This window comes from Streptomyces sp. NPDC057702 (assembly GCF_042799315.1).
Lineage (GTDB): Bacteria > Actinomycetota > Actinomycetes > Streptomycetales > Streptomycetaceae > Streptomyces.
The window spans coordinates 1-17,153 of the sequence record NZ_JBHVJC010000038.1; the positions used below are offsets into that span (position 1 = coordinate 1).

A 17,153-nucleotide genomic window follows, 5' to 3' on the forward strand; every position below is an offset into this window, starting at 1 on the left:
TGGGTACAGGTCTCGTGTGATCTGAGATGTGTATTAGAGACAGCATGTACGTCCCGTCGCGCCGGGCCAGCCGCAGCTCGGCCCGGCCGCCCTCGGCCGAGGTGCGCAGCAGGGTGCCGATGTCCTCGGGGTGGACGAGGTCGGAGAAGGAGTAGCGGCGCAGGGCGGTGGCCGAGCGGCCGAGCAGCCGACACAGCGCGTCGTTGGTGCGCAGCAGCCGCCCGTGCTGGTCGCCGCCCATCTCCGCGATGGCCATGCCGCTGGGCGCGTACTCGAACGCCTGCCGGAAGCTCTCCTCGCTGGCCCGCAGCGCCTGCTGGTCGCGCTCCAGACGCACCAGCGCGCGCTGCATGTTGGCGCGCAGTCGCGCGTTGCCGATGGCGATGGCCGAGTGGAACGCGTACATCTGGAGGGCCTCGCGGCCCCAGGCGCCGGGGCGGCGGCCGTTGCGCGGCTTGTCCACGGAGATGACGCCGAGCAGTTCGCCGTTCGGCGAGCCGGCCGCGCGCATCGGCGCGAACAGCCGGTCCATCGGGTGCCACTCGTCGGGGAACCTGGGCGCCGGCCCGGCGACGTGCCACTGCGGCACGTCGTCGTCGTCGAGCACCCAGCCCTCGGTGTACGGGATGAATCTCAGGTCGCCCCAGCGGTCGCCCATCGACAGGCGCCGCTCCCACGACGTCCGCGAGCCGACCCGGCCCGCCATGAGCGCCTCGGCTCCGGGGCTGCCGCTGACGGCGGCTACCACCAGGTCACCGTCCGGGCGGACCAGGTTGACGGCTGACAGTTCGTATCCCAGGCCCTGGATCACCCCGTCGGCGACGGTTTGCAGGGTCTCCGCCAGGCTGCGCCCGGTGTTCAGTTCTGCGACCACCTGATGCAGCTGCCGCAGGGTCGCAAGGCGGATGTACGGCTCCGACTCGGTCTCCATCGATCGCTCTCCCCCGAGACCTCGACAGCAACTCCAGAATTTCTCGTCGTCTCTCACTGCCACGGCCACTGAATCACAGCGAGCTGTCCACCCGGTACACAGGGTCAACAATTACTGCCCGTTGTGACTCATGTCACAACACATGTACGAGGTGGGATATCGCCGTTCTCCGGGCTCAGACGGGGCGCGCGATATTTGCGGAAAGCAAATCCGGAATGCGATTACGTTTACCGGCGACGGCCGTATCGAATATCGGTGCGGATTTAGCGCGCGCTCGGTCCAGGGACCTAGGGCCCACCTCGGCCGGGAGCCCGATGCGGGCGGTCGGGGCGGGGGGTTAGCGTCGGGGACGTGCTGCGAACCTCGCCCTCCTCCGCCCCGTCCGACCCGGACACCACGCCGGCCACCCCGGACGCCACCCGTGCTCCGGGCGCCCCGACCACCGCCGCCGCGGAGCCGGAACGCGGCGTCGCGCATGCTGGAGGGGTGAGTGAGGACGAGTTCCGGGCCGCGCTGGCGCGACTGGCGGCCGGTGTGGTGTTGGTGACGGCGCACGACGCGGAGGACGGGCCGCGCGGTGAGGACGTGGGCATGACGGCCACGGCCTTCCTGTCCGTCTCGCTCGACCCGCCGCTGGTGATGGTCAGCGTCCGCTCCGGTTCGCGGATGGACGACGTGCTGGAGCGGCAGCCGCTGTGGGCGGTGTCGCTGCTCGCCGAGGGCCAGCGGCAGATCGCGGGCCGGTTCGCGATGAAGGGCCGGCTCAGCGACCGGCTGCTGTTCCAGGACGTCGACCACACGCGCGGTGAGGCGTCCGGGGCGCCGCTGGTCGGCGGGTCGCTGGCGACCCTGGAGTGCCGGACGGAGCAGCGCGTCGCGGCCGGCGACCACACGCTGGTGGTGGCCCGCGTCCTGACGGCCGCCACCCCGGGGACCGAGGGCGGCCCACTCACGTACTTCCGTGGCCGGTACCGCCACCTGAGCTGAGCGCGCCCACCGGCGGGCACCCCGGACCGGACGCCCCGGACGGGCACCCGCGTCCCCTTCCCCTCGCGCGTCCCCTTCCACCTCAGCCCTCCCCCGCCCCTCCTCCCTCCCCTCTTCCCCCACTCCCCACCCCTTTCGGTAGCGCGCCGCGATCCGGACCGGTCAGGAGATCCGGGCCACGTTCTCGGCCATGCGGCATCCCTTCCGACACGAGCTGATAACCCATCAGATACCGTTGTTGGCAACGCCGTTGCGCGCCGTTCGCGGGACGCGCACGGTCGCGGGGAGGGGTGGGGATGCGAAGACCGAGACGCTCACGGGCCGCGCGACACACGGCCGTCCGGTCCGGCCCGACGGGCCGACGGCCCCCGCGCGCGGGCCGCACCGGGGCCTTCGCCCTGACCCGGCGCCGCCCGCCCGGACCCGCTGCGCGCCGGGGTGGCGACCGCGCCGCGACAGCCGTGGATCACCAGCCCGCATAACGGGGCGCGGCGCGCGATGTCCTGCTCGATTTGGCACCGGAAGGGGTGTCGTATAGCAGGCTCTCGCTGTCGCGTACCGGAGTGCGTGATATGCGCGGCGCATGTGCCGGGGTGGCGAAGGTAAGGGGTCGAGCGGGTCGCTCCGGGAGTACGTACGGCTGTTCGCATACGAGAAGCGGCGGCGCGCGGAATGGTGTGGCGATATCGCCGCGCCGGCGACCGCCGGCGCTTTGTGATCGGCCCGCGCAATCCCGGGGAAATACCGCCCCGGACACGGCGCGATTTCCCCGGGATTCGACAGCCCGCCCCTCCCACGCGACCCCCGCCGCCCCGATCGGGCGACGATCTGTTTCCGCGCCGGGGTACGACGCCGGGGCGCTGGCGGGTCGGTGGGTGACGCCCGTGCGCCCCGCCGTTCCCCGACCCCGCCACCCGGATGCCACCGGGGCTGGATACCGACGGGCCGCACGGCGATGGGGCAGGAGGCCGGAGGCCGGAGGGGCCGCACGGCGGGGGCCGGAGGCCGGGGGGGCCGGAGGCCGGGGGGCGCACGCCGGGGGGCCGGAGGCCGGTGGGAGCGGCATGCCGGGGGGCTCGCAGGGCGGGGGGACCGCACGGCGGGGGCCGGAGGCCGGTGGGAGCGGCATGCCGGTGGGCCCGCACGGCGGGGGGGACCGCAGGGCGGGCCGGAGGCCGGTGGGAGCGGCGCGCGACTACGGGGGCGCGAGCCCTGCTCGCGCGGTGACGGCGGCGGGCGCGGAGGCTGGTGAGGTGGGAGCGTGCGCGGCGGACGAGAGGGGCGAGGTGCGCGCACCGCCGCACGGCGGCTGGTGCGCCTGGAGGGTGGGGGGAACGCGGGACGGGAGCCGGCGGGGCCGGTGTGGGGCGGGCCGTGGGCGCGGGTCGGGACGCCTGGCGTGGGCGCCGGCGTGAGGTGGGCCCCTTGGCGGCGGGGGACAGCCGGCGTGGGCCCCTTGGCGGCGTGGGGCGCGACTTCTGGATGCGGGCGGAACCGCTGGCGGGGGCATCGACGTACGCGGAACCCCTGACGCGCGGGGCGGAACCCCTGGCATAAGGCGAAACCTCTGACGGGGCGGCCGGCGCGGAACCGCTGACGCGCGTAGCGGGGCCTCGGGCGGGGCGGCTGGCGCGGAGCCGCTGACGCGGGGGGGGGGCGCGGCTTGTGGCGTAAGGCGGGGCGGCCGACGTGGGCGGGCTCTCGGGGGAGGGGGACTACTGCCAGTCGCGGCCCGTACGGCCGCGCTTCGTGTCGCCGCGCTGCTTCTTCTCACGGAGCCGGCGCTCGTTGATGCCGCGCGGGATGCGGGTGGGGCGGCGGGGTTTGGGGGGCGGGGCGCTGGCCTCGGCCAGCAGGGAGGCCAGGCGGACCGCCGCGGTCTCGCGGTTGCGCCACTGGGAGCGGTGCTCCGAGGCGCGTACGGACACCACGCCGTTGACCAGGCGTCCGGCCAGCCGCTGGAGCGCGCGCTCCTGCCACACGGGAGGCAGCGCCTTCGTCGCGGCCAGGTCGAAGCGCAACTCCACCTGACTGTCGCTGGTGTTCACGTGCTGCCCGCCGGGCCCGGACGAGCGCGAGAAACGCCAGACCAACTCGGCCTCCGGCAGGCAGACCGCACCACGGATGACATAGGGCCCGGACATGCCCCCATGCTCCCTCGTTGACACGCTCCCGTCACCCGCATTTCCGCGCGCCCGCGCCGCCGCCCCCGCCCCGCGCCCCGCCGGCGACGCGAACCGGCCACCCGCCCGGCGTCCGACACCCGGGCCCCGCACCGGTCCCCCGGCCAAGGCGCGGGGCGACGCCCCCCACCCAGACAACCGGAACGATTCACTCCGTACCGCCAGCGTTTGGCAAAGAAAGTAAAGGGGGTTGGAACCCAGTGGTCCCCCGCTGGCGTTGTGAGGGGTGACGGTAGCTTCGTGGTCGTCACGAAGCCCGACATCGATCCGTATCAGGAAAGGGACACCCCATGGCTGTAAGCCTGTCCAAGGGCGGCAACGTCTCCCTCACCAAGGAGGCACCGGGCCTGACCGCCGTCACGGTCGGCCTCGGCTGGGACGTCCGCACCACCACCGGCCAGGACTTCGACCTGGACGCCAGCGCCATCGCCGTCAACCCGACCGGCAAGGTCTACTCGGACCAGCACTTCGTCTTCTTCAACAACAAGGCGACGCCGGACCAGTCGATCGTGCACACCGGTGACAACCTCACCGGCCAGGGCGAGGGCGACGACGAGCAGATCAACGTCAACCTGGCGGGCCTGCCCGCCGACGTCGAGAAGATCGTCTTCCCGGTCTCGATCTACGACGCCGAGAGCCGCAGCCAGAACTTCGGCCAGGTGCGCAACGCGTACATCCGCATCCTCAACCAGGCCGGTGGCGCCGAGATCGCCCGCTACGACCTGAGCGAGGACGCCGCCACCGAGACCGCGATGGTCTTCGGCGAGCTGTACCGCAACGGCGCCGAGTGGAAGTTCCGCGCCGTTGGCCAGGGCTACGCGTCCGGCCTCACCGGCATCGCGCAGGACTTCGGCGTCAGCGTCTGACGAACGATCGACCGGCGACGCGGCGACCACCACGGTCTCCCGGCGCCGGCCTGACGCACTCGGCGACCGCGCCGGCCCGGTAGTCCCGGGACAGCGAGCGGCCCCCTTCGACCGACGGGTCGAGGGGGGCCGCCGCGCTCTGTCCCGTCCCGGGCTCCCCACCTGCGAAAACCCGTGGCCGAACGAGCTTGGGGAAGCGATAGTTCCGGAATGAGCACGCACAGCGCCGCACGCGCACCCCGCGACCTACCGGACGGCCTCGTATTGCGCGAGGCCGGCCCCGCCGACCTGGAGCAGATCGGGGCGTTGCTGGCCGCGCGCGGGGACGCGGCCGACGCCGTCGACCACCGGCTGGTCGTGTCCGACCCCGATCTCGGCTGGCCCGCGTGCGCGGTGGTGGTGGACGGCGACCGGGTCGTGTCCACAGCGACGCTGCTGGACGAGGAGATCCGCGTCGGCGACGTACGACTGCCGGCCGGGCAGGTGGAACTGGTCGCCACCGACCGGGCGTACGAGGGGCGCGGGCTGGTGCGGGCGCTGATGGGCTGGGCTCACGAACGCTCCGCCGCCCGTGGACACGTCGTCCAGATCATGATCGGCATCCCGTACTTCTACCGGCTGTTCGGCTACGAGTACGCCGTCGACATCCCGCCCGCGCTGCCCGTGCGCACCCCGCCACCGGGCGCGGGCGAACCCGCGATCCGTCCCGCGCGCGCCACGGACCTGCCCGCGCTGGCGGCCCTCCAGGACGCGGCGCAGGGCGGGTTCGACGTGGCCGTCCCGCATCCGAGGGCGCGCTGGCGCTGGCTGCTGGAGCACGAGGCGAGCGGCCTGTGGGTGGTGGAGCGCGAGGGCGCCGTGGTGGCCGGCGGGCGCGTCACGCCGCCGGGCGACTCGGTGTTGCTGGCGGAGGCCGCCGCCGTGGACGAGGCCGCGGCGCGCGACCTGCTGCGGGGCACGGCCCTTGGGCACCCCGGGGCGCGCACGCGCGTGGTGCACCGGGCGGGCACCGTCACCGCCGACGCCTGGCGGGACCTCGTGGACCCCGCGCCGGCCGCGTCGGCCGAGCAGTACTACGTACGCGTCCCGGACCCGGCCGCGCTGCTCGACCGGCTGCGGCCGGTGCTGTGGCGGCGGCTGGCGGCGGCCGGGATCGACCGGGGCGGGCGCGACATCGTGTTGTCCACCTTCGGCGCCCACTACCGCCTTCCGGTCCTCGCCGACGGTCTGGGCGAGGTCGTCAGGGGCGGGCCGCGGCAGTCGCCCGGCCCGGGCGGCGCCGCCGTGGCCCCCGACCAGCTCCCGGCCCTGCTGTTCGGCCAGCGCGGCATGGCGGGCCTGACCACGATCCGCCCGGACGTGTACGCGGCGGACGGCGAACTGTTCCACGCGCTGTTCCCGCCACTGACGGCGGACGTGCTGAGCTACTACCTGCCGTACTGAGCCACGACGCGACCGGCGTGCGGCGTACGCGCCGACCGTGCCCCCGGCCCGCGCCACGCACCCCCGACCGCGTCACGCACCCCCGACCGCGCCACCCCACCCGCCCCACGAGCCCGCGCCGGGTCGTCGGGCCCGGGCCGGGTCCCGCCCTCCCCTGCCGGGGCGGGACCCGGGCCGCTCACGCCCGCTCGGGCCGGGTGAACTCCTCGATGAGGACGGGGTACTGCTCCTTGCCGTGGCCGGCGGCGATCGAGCGGTCGGCCATCGCCTTGATCAGCTTGGGCAGTTCGGCGTTGACGCCCACCGCCTCGCTCTCCTCGACCAGGTGGGCCATGGCCCGGACGTCGGTCTCCAGGGCGGAGAGCTCGGCCGGGTACGCGTCGTTGTCGATCTGCTCGGCGTAGCCGGGCAGCCAGTCGGCGACGCCGGCGGCGATCTTCCGGGCGAAGGGCGCGTACGTCGCGGCGTCCACGCCGGCCGTCCGCAGCAGGGCGGTGCCCTGGAGCCAGGCGTTGAGGACGCTCCACATCATCGTCAGGCCGGCCACGTCGTACAGCGACGCCAGCCCGTGGTCCGTGCCCAGGTGGGTGACGGTGCCCAGGGCCGCGAGGGCGTCCCGGTGGGCCGCGAAGTCCTCCTCGGGGCCGCTGTGCAGGATCTCCGCCTCCTCGGTGCCGATGCCCGGCGGGAGGGACATGATGGCGCCGTCCAGGTAGCGGGCGCCGTGCTGGGCGGCCCACTCGGCGCTCTCGCGGGCCTGGGCCGAGTCGCCCGAGGTGAGGTTGACCAGTGTGCGGCCGGCCAGGTCCACGCCGTCGGCGCCCAGCAGGTCGTGTACGGCCCGGTAGTCGCTGACGCACAGCACGGTCAGCGGGCTGGCGGCGACCGCGTCGGCCACCGTCGGCGCCAGGTGGGCGCCGTCGGCCACCAGGTGGTCGGCCTTGGACGCGGTGCGGTTCCACACGGTGGTGCGGTGGCCGGCCTTCAGGAACGCGCCGGCGAGCGCCTGGCCCATCAGGCCCAGGCCGATGACGGTCACGGAGGTCTGTGTTTCGTTGCTCATGGCAGCATCGTCAACGTTGATACCGGTGTGAAGGTCAAGCCGTCTCCGACCGGGGGCGGGCACGGACGAGCACGAGGGGGACCGATGCGGATCGGGGAACTGAGCCGGCGGACGGGCGTGGGCGCCCACCAGCTGCGCTACTACGAGGCGCAGGGCCTGCTGGAGGCGGAGCGCGGCGCGAACGGCTACCGCGTCTACGACGAACAGGCCGTGTTGCGGGTCCGGCAGATCCGGCATCTGCTCGGCGCGGGGCTGTCCTCCGAGGACATCGCCTACGTGTTGCCCTGCGCGGTCGGGGAGGCCCCCGAACTGCCCGGCTGCCCGGAGCTGCTGACCGCGATGCGCTCGCGGCTGCGCCGGCTGGACGACCAGATGAGCCGCCTCGCCCGCTCCCGCGACGCGCTGGCCCACTACATCGACGCGGCCGAACGCACCGGCGACGACCGCTACCCACCGATCGACGGCGGCGACCTGGAGCGGCTGTCCGCCTGAGCGAGCCCGGAATCCCGATCGCGTACGTCAGGGCCCCGACCGGTTCGTCCGGCCGGGGCCCTGCCATGCCGGGGGCCGTGCCGTGCCGTGCCGGGGGCCGTGCCGCGGCGGGGAAGAGTCGGGGTGGGGAATCGCCCGGGGCGTATCCGGTCAACCACGCTCAGCACGCGGCGAGTCGGGCACGCAGGGCGACCGGCCGCGCACGCGGACACCACGCGGCCCCCTGGTGGCGGGCGCGCGCCAGTGCGAGAGTGGCCGACGCTGGCGGTCACCCGCGTGACCGGAGCCTGGGCGACCGCCCTGACGCACGCTGCTTTTCCACGGTTTTGACCGTACGTGTCACGCATGGTCCCCATAGCTGTCCCCACCCGAGAAGGGAACACGGCAGGTGAGTCAGGAACGCGAGTGGAACCAGGGCGTGGCGGCCCTGTTGCGGCACACCGCGTGGCAGCATCCGAAGCGGTACGTGGGACCGCACGGCGACTCGTGTTACGTGGCCAGTGAGACCTCGGACAGCCTCCTGGCCAACCTCATGTACAGCATGGAGGACGGCGCGCTCGACCAGGCGGCGTCGGTGACCGAGCACGCGCGGGCGACGCTGGACGGCGCGGCCTCCGAGGACCAGCTCCGCCGCGCGCTCGGCGAACTCGTCCGCTCCTCCGAGAAGGCCCTGCGGATCGCCACCTGCCGTGGGGAACGGCTGACCGCCGACACGCCGGACGACCCACCAGGACCAGCCGACCTGACCGACCTGACCGATCCGTCCGACCCGGCCGGCCTGGCCGACCCGGCCGACGACGAGGCCGCCCCGCCCACGGCTTCCTGACGCCCCGCCACCCCGCGCCCCGCGCAACCCCGCCGGGGCGCACCCGCCCGCCCCGCGCCACCGCGGCGCCGCCGCCCAGCCCCGCCGCGCCACCGCGCCCACCTCCACCGTGGCGCCGTGCCGTGCGCCCACCCGCACCGCGTCCGCGCGCCACCCCACCACCCGCCGACCGTCGCCGGCCGGGCACGCTCGCCCCCCCCCAGGGGGCGGCTCCCACTCCCCTCAAAGGCCGGCCCCGCCCGCCCCTCGGGGGCCACGCGTGTGCCGGCCTCCGGGCCCACGTGGGGCCCGCTCGTGGGGGGAGGTCGGCTGGTCAGCGGTGGTGGGTGGGTCGCGTCGGTTGGACGGTGGGGGCGTGGCGTACCAGAGTGGAGGCGCGCGGAGCGCGGAGGTGAACCCGCGGGGCGCGAACCGTAGAGAGAGGTAGCTCGCATGGCGCAGCAGGTGCGGGGCGTGGTGGCCCCGGGCAAGGGTCAGCCGGTCCGGGTGGAGACGATCGTGGTGCCCGATCCGGGGCCGGGCGAGGCGGTCGTCCGGGTACAGGCGTGCGGCGTGTGCCACACCGACCTGCACTACCGGGAGGGCGGCATCAACGACGACTTCCCGTTCCTGCTCGGACACGAGGCGGCCGGTGTCGTGGAGTCGGTCGGCGCGGGGGTGAGCGAGGTGGCGCCCGGCGACTTCGTGATCCTCAACTGGCGCGCGGTGTGCGGCCAGTGTCGGGCGTGCAAACGAGGCCGCCCCTGGTACTGCTTCGCGACCCACAACGCCACCCAGAAGATGACGATCGCCGAGGGCCCGCTGGCCGGCCGGGAGCTGACGCCGGCGCTGGGCATCGGGGCGTTCGCGGAGAAGACGCTGGTGGCCGCCGGCCAGTGCACCAAGGTGGACCCGGCCGCGTCGCCGGCCGCCGCCGGGCTGCTCGGCTGTGGCGTGATGGCCGGCCTCGGCGCCGCCATCAACACCGGCAACGTGGGCCGGGGCGACTCCGTCGCGGTCATCGGCTGCGGCGGCGTGGGCATCGCCGCGATCGCCGGCGCCCAACTCGCCGGAGCCGCGAAGATCATCGCGGTGGACCTGGACGACCGGAAGCTGGAGCAGGCGCGCGGGCTCGGCGCCACGCACACGGTCAACGGGCGCACCGCCGACGTCGTCGAGACCGTGCGCGAGCTCACCGACGGCAACGGCGCCGACGTCGTCATCGAGGCGGTCGGCCGCCCGGAGACGTACGAGCAGGCGTTCTACGCCCGCGACCTGGCCGGCACCGTCGTCCTGGTCGGCGTGCCGACCCCGGAGATGAAGCTGGAGCTGCCGCTGCTGGACGTCTTCGGGCGTGGCGGGGCGCTCAAGTCGTCCTGGTACGGCGACTGCCTGCCCTCGCGCGACTTCCCCATGCTCATCGACCTCTACCGGCAGGGACGGCTGGACCTCGACGCGTTCGTCAGCGAGACGATCACGCTGGACGACATCGAGGAGGCGTTCGCCAAGATGCACCGCGGCGAGGTGCTGCGTTCGGTGGTGGCCCTGTGAGCGGCGACGCGCGGATCGACCACCTGGTCACCTCGGGCACGTTCTCGCTGGACGGGGGCGTGTGGGAGGTGGACAACAACGTCTGGCTGGTCGGCGACGACAGCGAGGTGTACGTCATCGACGCCGCGCACGACGCGCGGGCCATCCTGGCCGCCGTCGGTGACCGCCGGCTGCTCGGCATCCTGTGCACGCACGGCCACGACGACCACATCGACGCCGCCCCCGAGGTCGCCGACGCCACCGGCGCGCCGATCCTGCTGCACCCGGACGACGAGCCGCTGTGGCGGATGAAGCACCCCGACCGGGCGCCGGACGGCCGACTGGCGGAGGGCGACGTCCTCACCGTCGCCGGCACCGAACTGCGCGTCCTGCACACGCCCGGCCACTCGCCCGGCGCGGTCTGCCTGTACGCCCCGACGCTGACGGCCGGCGCGCCGGACGAGGGCGGCGTGCCGGGCGTGGGGACGCTCTTCTCGGGCGACACGCTGTTCCAGGGCGGCCCCGGCGCCACCGGGCGCTCGTTCTCCTCGTTCCCGACAATCGTCGACTCGATCCGCGACCGCCTGCTGACGCTGCCGCCCGAGACGGCCGTCCGCACCGGCCACGGCGACTCCACCACGATCGGCGCCGAGGCGCCGCACCTGGCGGAGTGGATCGCCCGTGGTCACTAGGCGCTGACCGCGCGGGCCAGCGGGTTCGGCAGCGACCCGGACCGCGACGGCGCGACGCCGGCCGCCCGGCCGGGGCGTACGGACGGGGGCCGTACGGTCCGGCCCGCGCGGCCGGGGCGGTGCCGAGGGTCGGGGCGGAGCCGGGGGGCCAGGGGGCGCCGGGGGCTGGACGTACGGGTGGCCGGCGGCCGGCGACTTCGGCGTACGGCCGCGTGGTCGCGCCGGTCGGACGGCTACGGCGGGCGGGTGCGTGGTCGCGGGTGGGCGCTTCGGCGCACGGACGGAGGGTCGCGGACGGGCGGGCTCCGCCTTCGGTAGTCGAGCGTTCTCGACGTACGGGCGGGTGGTCGCGGGTCGGTACGGGTGCGGCGTGCGGGTTCGTTGGAGGTGGGGGTGGCGGCCGGGGCGGGTGGGGTCTGATGGAATCGAGCCCCGGTGTGGTCGGGCCTGGTGCGCGGGGGTGGGCCGAGCACGAGGCGGACCTGTCGTTCTCGGTCGCACCCGATCCAGGGAAGAAAAATGAGAAAAAATCCGGACATACCCGAACCCTTCGCCCGGAGTGCCGCGTCCTCGCTTGTGTAGTCCCGACTCTCGCGTCCGGCCCCGGCCGGCCGCGACGACGCAAGGAGATGAGTGACATGGCAGCAAGGACGCGCCGCGCTCGCGTAACGGCGGCGACGCTGGCCCTCGGCGTGGCGGCGAGCGGCCTGGCGCTGGGGCTGAGCACCGCTTCGGCGCAGGCGACGGAGAAGACCCAGGCCGCGGCCCCGGCCAAGCCGCACGTGACGGTCGACACGCGCAGTTCGAAGCCGCTCAACATCCGGATGTACCCGAGCGAGGACGCCACGGACGTGGGCAACCTCAGCAACGGCACCGTGGTCGGCCTGGACTGTAGAGTCCGCGCCCAGCAGATCCAGGACAGCACCTACTGGTACAAGATCCGTGGCAAGGAGCAGTGGATCACAGCCGAGTTCACCAAGAACCTGACCGGCTCCCTGCCGCTCTGCAAGGACTTCTACCGCGCGCGGCAGGCCACCAGTTCGGTCAACGGCGTGGGCTAGTCACCCCGCCCAGCACAGCACTCCCGGGCCAGCACCCCTGGCCACCGCGCCCCGCCGGCCGCCGCTCCACCAGCGCGCCGACGGGGCGCTCGGCCAAGCGGCCCGTCCGGGGCGGTCCGGGCCCGCCGGATGCCGCGCGTCCCGCCGCGCGCCGGCGCCGGAAGCGGACCTGGGCCGCGTAGCGACAGGTGGGTGGTCGGGGCCACGGAGCCCTCGGCCGGCACGGCGGGAAGCGCGTGCCCGCCCATCATCCGTACGGGGATACCTGGGGCGTCAGTCGGGTCGAAGCGCGGCGGCCGGCCGCCGCGGGAGCCACGTTCCCGTCGGTCGCGCGCCTGGTCCCTCTCGTCCGGGGTGGCGCGGCCGATCACCGGCGGCACGGATCAGCGCGGTTCCCACAGAAGGCGCACACCGCGTCGGCGCACACGCGGTCGGCACGGACACGCGGCCGACCCGCCCCGACGCGGGGCACGTGGCACCTTCGTCAACACGGTTCGGACCGCGGCGAGTCCCCGCTCCGCCCTGCCGTCACCACGATCGCCAGGGGCTTTCGGCCCTGCCCGACGGCGAGACGCGGCTTGGCGGTGCGGCCGCTTCGCGGCAGGCGCTAGAAGCGGTCCGACTCCCAGGCGGCGACGAGGTCGAGGAGGCCGGGGAAGCGGGTGTTGAGGTCGGCGACGCGGACGTGGCTGCGTCGCTCCAGGCCGTACTGGCGCTGCCGGATGACGCCCGCCTCGCGCAGCGCCTTGTAGTGGTGGGTCAGCGACGACTTCGGCCGGTCGATGCCCAGCCAGGAGCAGGAGTGGTCGAACCGCTCCGACTCCAGGAGCAGCTTGCGCACGATGAACAGGCGCAAGGGGTCGCTCAGGGCGCCCAGCACGGTCTCCAGGCGCAGTTCCGCCACGGTGGGCTCGGGCAGCCGTTCGGGCAGGTCAGCGGGTTCGGGCAGCGACCTGATGGCCGGCACGACGCGCTCACTCGACGGCATGGGCCGCCTCCCCTCGCTCGACTCCCTTAGTACGACTGTGATCGTACTGCATGTCGGGTTCGAGCGGCTCGCGTCGGCGTCCACGGCCGCTCCGTACGGCCGCCGAGGCCGGCGCGGGGTCGGACCGCCCCCGTACGCGCGGCGGGTCGGGGGCGTGGAGGCGGCCGACCCGGCGCGCCGGGGGTGGGGCCGGTGGCGTCAGCCGGCGAGGGCCGTCCAGGTCTTGGGGCCCGCCTCGCCGTCCACGACCAGCCGGTTGGCGCTCTGGTAGGCGCGGACCGCGTCGCGGGTGACCTTGCCGAAGCCGGCGTCGACGGCCAGGCCCGCGCCGTGCTTGTTGAGCAGGGTCTGCAGGCCCCGCACGTGCGCGCCGGAGGCACCCTGGCGCAGCGTGTACACCAGGTGCGGCCACGTCTTCGGCCCGACCTGGCCGTCCGCCACCAGCTTGCGGGCCTTCTGGAGCTTCTTGACGGCGGCGGCCGAGACCGAGCCGTACCGCCCGTCGGCGTTGAGCTGGTGGCCGCGCTGGGTCATCAGGTGCTGGACGGCCCTGACGCCGGCACCGCCCGCGCCCGGGTCGAGGGTGGGCCAGCCGCCGCCCAGGTCCACGCCACGGGCGGCGAGGTAGCTGACGGGGTTGGTGATGGCGCCCAGGCCGCCCGCGTGGATCTCGAAGTGCAGGTGCGGGCCGGTGACGTTGCCGGTGGCGCCCATGTCGGCGATCCGCTGACCGACGGAGACCTTGGCGTTCAGGCCGACACGGAACCCGCTGAGGTGCCCGTAGTACGTGTAGCGCCCGCCGCCGTGCGCGATGACCAGGCCGTTCCCGCTGCGCCCGCCCAGCACGCCCGAGCCGCGCCGGATCACGGTGCCGGCCGCGGCGGCGTAGACGGCCGTGCCCGTGGAGTTGGTGACGTCCTGTCCGGCGTGCGGGCCGCCGGCGCGCGGGGCGCCGTAGTGGCCGCCGGCGGGGAAGTGCCCACGCGCCGGGTTGCCCCACTGGCCGTTCTTGAGCGAGGCCGCCGCATGCGCGGTCGGGGCCAGCCCCGGCGCGGCCGACAGGGCCACGACACCGAGCCCAGCCCCGGCCCCCAGCAACAGCCCCCTACGCGAGAGGCCCGCGGGGCGCGGCTCCACCGCTTCCCCGTCCCCGCCATCGACCGGACCGCACTGCTCGCACATGTCGCGTCCTCCTGGTTTTCCCGTCGGCCGCCCACGAGGCGGGCGAAGTTCCTTGGCCAAAGCCGCTGTTGAGCACGTTCTACGCGCGTCGCTTCCACGACGGCGCACGCCCACGGCGTCATGGTGGGCGTTGTCGACGAGAGCATGACAGACATCGGCCCGACGCTCCACAGGTACGGAAGTGACGAACGAGGTTCCGGCGTGGGTTCGCCTGCCGGGCCAACGGGCGCTGGTCTCCGTTCACTTGGCGGGGTGGGCGGTGCGGGCGGGGTGTGTGGGCGGGCGTTGGGGGAGTCGCCGAGGGGCGGCGGTCGAGCGGGACGGGGTTCGGCGGCGGATGCCATGGCGGCGCGCACGGTCGGGGTCGGGTCGGGGCGGGTCGGGCCGGGCCGGGCCAGGCCGGAACGGGCCAGGTCAGGTCGGGGCGGGGCGGGGCGGACCAAGTCAGGCCGGGCCGAGCCAAGTCGGGTCGGACCGGGCCAAGCCGGGTCGGGGCGGGCCAAGTCAGGCCGGACCGAGCCAAGTCGGGTCGGGTCAGGCCGGGTCAGGGCGGGCCGGGGGAACTTTCGTACAAGACAGGGCCGTCGGGGTCGGGCGACGGTAGGGGCATGCGCAGACACGAAGCGGGGCCCGCTCCCGTGGCCCACGGTGCCGAGAACGGCTGGGAGGTGGCCCGGCCCGTCGGGGGCACGGGCCTGGACGGCGTCCGGATGGCCGGGTTCCGTGACCGTATCGCCGCCGGGCTGGACCTGCGGGTACTCCCCCAGCCGGTGGTGGTCGTCGTCATCGGCCTCGGGGACAGGACGGTCACGGTGGAGAACGCGGCCGGGCACCGCCCCATGACGGGACTCGTCGCCTCGCTGTCGCCCGGCCCGGCCCGCGTCCGGGGCGAGCACGTCGAGTGTGTCGAGGTGTGCCTGTCGCCCCGGGCCGCCTACGCGCTGCTGGGCGTCTCCCCGCGCGAGCTCAACGGCTCCGTCACCGGCCTCGACGACCTGTGGGGCCCGCCCGCGCGACGCCTGCGCGAGCGGCTGACCGACACCACGACCTGGGCGGAACGCCTCGCGCTGACGGAGGAGTTCCTCACGCGGCGGGCCACGGGGGCCCCGTCGATGGCACCCGAGGTCGCCGCCGCCTGGGACACCATCGTGGCCCGTCGGGGCCGGGTACGGGTCGACGACCTGGCCGCGTCCGCCGGCTGGAGCCGCAAGCGGCTGTGGGCCAGGTTCGGCGCCCAGATCGGCCTCACCCCCAAGCGTGCCGCGATGCTGGTCCGCTTCGACCACGCCGCCCGAGCGCTCGGCGCGGGCGGGAGCGCCAGCGATGTCGCCCTGACGTGCGGATACGCCGACCAGCCCCATCTCCACCGCGACGTACTGGCCCTCGCCGGGTGCACGCCCGCCGCCCTGGCCAGTGGGGGCCCGCCCGCGAGCTGACCCGAGCGCGGGGCCCGGCTTCGCGCCCGCGCCACGGGAGTGCCGCCGCCCGCGCCCGTCTCCGCGCCCGCCCCGCGCGTACCGCCGCCCCCGAGGACCCGACCGACGAACAACACGACGGCACGAGGACCACGCACGTCCCCGTGGCACCAGGAAGGGAAGTACCCGTGACACACACCGGTCTCCGAGCACCCGAGACGGCCGACCGCGATCTGATCGTCCGGCTCGCGTTCGGCAGCATGGCCGCGCAGACACTGCGCGCGGCGATCCAACTGCGCGTGGTGGAGCGGGTGGGCGACACGCCGCGCCGGGCCGCCGACGTCGCCAGGGACGCCGGGGCCGCGCCCCAGCCCATGACGCGACTGCTGCGCGCCCTGGCCGGACTCGGCCTGCTCCACGAACACGCCCCCGGCCTCTTCTCGGTGACCCCCACGGGCGCCCTCCTCGACGACCGGCGCCCCGAGTCGCTCGCGTCGTTCGTGCGGATGTTCACCGAGCCGGCGATCGTGCGCGCCTGGGAGGACCTGGAGGGCAGTGTCCGTACCGGCGAGATCGCGTTCGACACCGTCTTCGGTACGGACTTCTTCAGCCACCTGGCCCAGCGTCCCGAGCTGAACGCGGAGTTCAACGCCGCGATGAGCCAGGCCACCTCGAAGACCGCCGCCGTGCTGCCCCGCGCCTTCGACTTCGGGCGCTTCACCACGGTCACGGACGTCGGCGGGGGCGACGGAACCCTGCTGGCCGGCGTGCTCGCCGCGTATCCGGGGCTGACGGGCGTGGTCCTCGACACGGCGGAGGGCCTGGCCGAGGCGCCGGGGACGCTGGAGCGGCACGGGCTGGCGGGCCGCTGTTCCCTGGCCGCCGGGGACTTCTTCCGCGCGATCCCCACAGGCTCGGACCTGTACCTGATGAAGAGCGTCCTGCACGACTGGACGGACGACCAGGTGGTCACGATCCTGGGCCACTGCCGCGCGGTGCTGCCGCCCGGCGGCCTCGTCCTGATCGTGGAACCCGTGCTGCCCGACGTCGTCACCGCCGACGCCGACGTCAGCGACGGCGGCATCACCTATCTGAGCGACCTCAACATGCTGGTGAACGTGGGTGGCAGGGAACGCACCCGCGAGGACTTCGAGGCGCTGTGCCACCGCGCCGGCCTGTCCCTCACCTCGGTCACCCCACTCGCCGGGGCCGCGCCCTTCTCCCTCATCGAGGCCGTGGCCGACTGAGTAGGGGCGTCGCCCGACACAGTAGGGGCGTTGGCCCGCTGACGACGGCCCGCGCGGGTCGGTCTCCCACCACGACCGCGCCCCCGCCCAACCGTGGGCGGAGGGGGCGGGGCGGTCGCGGGGAGCTGGCGTCGGGTCGGGCCTGGCGTCGGGATCGGGGGCGGGGCCGGGGCTGGCCTGGCCTCGGGGTCGGGGTCGAGGTCGGGTTCGGGCCTGGCGTCGGCGTCAGGGCTGGCGTCGGGGGCGACGCGGGCTGGATCGCAGCGGT

At 74.6% G+C, this 17,153-nt stretch carries 14 protein-coding genes and 1 pseudogene; 10 read left to right on the top strand and 5 right to left on the bottom strand.

The genetic code is table 11. The annotated features are described in order from the left end of the window. Positions 1-931: pseudogene (cdgB, locus tag ACFVFR_RS25860) on the bottom strand (diguanylate cyclase CdgB); the annotation flags it as partial. A gap of 351 nt (positions 932-1,282) precedes the next feature. Between cdgB and ACFVFR_RS25865 the strand changes: the two are divergent. Beyond that, positions 1,283-1,918 (top strand): flavin reductase family protein, encoded by a 636-nt coding sequence (locus ACFVFR_RS25865; protein ID WP_383705826.1) that lies wholly within the window; start codon positions 1,283-1,285, stop codon positions 1,916-1,918. A 1,715-nt stretch (positions 1,919-3,633) separates the two neighbouring features. On the opposite strand, the gene arfB is transcribed toward ACFVFR_RS25865, so the two are convergent. Continuing rightward, a complete protein-coding gene (arfB, locus tag ACFVFR_RS25870; protein ID WP_383705828.1) occupies positions 3,634-4,062 on the bottom strand; it encodes an alternative ribosome rescue aminoacyl-tRNA hydrolase ArfB in 429 nt (142 codons plus the stop codon). 329 nt (positions 4,063-4,391) lie between these two features. On the opposite strand from arfB, the gene ACFVFR_RS25875 reads away from it, so the two are divergent. Both ACFVFR_RS25875 and ACFVFR_RS25880 read left to right on the top strand, forming a co-directional pair. After that, positions 4,392-4,967 (top strand): TerD family protein, encoded by a 576-nt coding sequence (locus ACFVFR_RS25875; protein ID WP_383705830.1) that lies wholly within the window; start codon positions 4,392-4,394, stop codon positions 4,965-4,967. Positions 4,968-5,177: 210 nt separating this feature from the next. Then, positions 5,178-6,410 (top strand): GNAT family N-acetyltransferase, encoded by a 1,233-nt coding sequence (locus ACFVFR_RS25880; protein ID WP_383705832.1) that lies wholly within the window; start codon positions 5,178-5,180, stop codon positions 6,408-6,410. 178 nt (positions 6,411-6,588) lie between these two features. Here ACFVFR_RS25880 and ACFVFR_RS25885 read toward each other — a convergent pair whose 3' ends face one another. Beyond that, positions 6,589-7,473: an NAD(P)-dependent oxidoreductase gene (locus ACFVFR_RS25885; RefSeq protein ID WP_383705834.1), complete on the bottom strand. Its 885-nt coding sequence runs from the start codon at positions 7,471-7,473 to the stop codon at positions 6,589-6,591. 84 nt (positions 7,474-7,557) lie between these two features. On the opposite strand from ACFVFR_RS25885, the gene ACFVFR_RS25890 reads away from it, so the two are divergent. The 5 genes from ACFVFR_RS25890 (at position 7,558) to ACFVFR_RS25910 (ending at position 12,053) form a co-directional block, all read left to right on the top strand. Next, positions 7,558-7,965 carry a MerR family transcriptional regulator gene (locus tag ACFVFR_RS25890; RefSeq protein ID WP_383705836.1) on the top strand — a complete coding sequence of 136 codons (408 nt, stop codon included), beginning with the start codon at positions 7,558-7,560 and terminating at the stop codon, positions 7,963-7,965. A gap of 388 nt (positions 7,966-8,353) precedes the next feature. After that, positions 8,354-8,791 (top strand): hypothetical protein, encoded by a 438-nt coding sequence (locus ACFVFR_RS25895; RefSeq protein ID WP_383705838.1) that lies wholly within the window; start codon positions 8,354-8,356, stop codon positions 8,789-8,791. A 432-nt stretch (positions 8,792-9,223) separates the two neighbouring features. Further along, a complete protein-coding gene (locus ACFVFR_RS25900) occupies positions 9,224-10,321 on the top strand; it encodes an S-(hydroxymethyl)mycothiol dehydrogenase (protein WP_383705840.1) in 1,098 nt (365 codons plus the stop codon). After that, a complete protein-coding gene (locus tag ACFVFR_RS25905) occupies positions 10,318-10,992 on the top strand; it encodes an MBL fold metallo-hydrolase (RefSeq protein ID WP_383705842.1) in 675 nt (224 codons plus the stop codon). The genes ACFVFR_RS25900 and ACFVFR_RS25905 overlap by 4 nt, the downstream gene beginning before the upstream one ends. Positions 10,993-11,630: 638 nt before the next feature. Further along, complete coding sequence (locus tag ACFVFR_RS25910; protein ID WP_383705844.1) at positions 11,631-12,053, top strand: hypothetical protein; 423 nt, start codon at positions 11,631-11,633, stop codon at positions 12,051-12,053. A gap of 607 nt (positions 12,054-12,660) precedes the next feature. Here ACFVFR_RS25910 and ACFVFR_RS25915 read toward each other — a convergent pair. Together ACFVFR_RS25915 and ACFVFR_RS25920 are read right to left on the bottom strand one after the other, a co-directional pair. Further along, positions 12,661-13,041 (bottom strand): ArsR/SmtB family transcription factor, encoded by a 381-nt coding sequence (locus tag ACFVFR_RS25915; RefSeq protein WP_383705846.1) that lies wholly within the window; start codon positions 13,039-13,041, stop codon positions 12,661-12,663. Positions 13,042-13,239: 198 nt separating this feature from the next. Next, the gene (locus ACFVFR_RS25920) at positions 13,240-14,223 is read right to left on the bottom strand and encodes a peptidoglycan-binding protein (protein ID WP_383705848.1); all 984 of its coding nucleotides are present in this window, start codon (positions 14,221-14,223) and stop codon (positions 13,240-13,242) included. Positions 14,224-14,831: 608 nt separating this feature from the next. Here ACFVFR_RS25920 and ACFVFR_RS25925 point away from each other — a divergent pair. After that, on the top strand, positions 14,832-15,659 hold the full coding sequence (locus ACFVFR_RS25925; RefSeq protein WP_383705850.1) for a helix-turn-helix domain-containing protein: 828 nt from the start codon (positions 14,832-14,834) through the stop codon (positions 15,657-15,659). A gap of 167 nt (positions 15,660-15,826) precedes the next feature. Continuing rightward, on the top strand, positions 15,827-16,885 hold the full coding sequence (locus tag ACFVFR_RS25930) for a methyltransferase (protein WP_383705852.1): 1,059 nt from the start codon (positions 15,827-15,829) through the stop codon (positions 16,883-16,885). Positions 16,886-17,153: the final 268 nt, after the last annotated feature.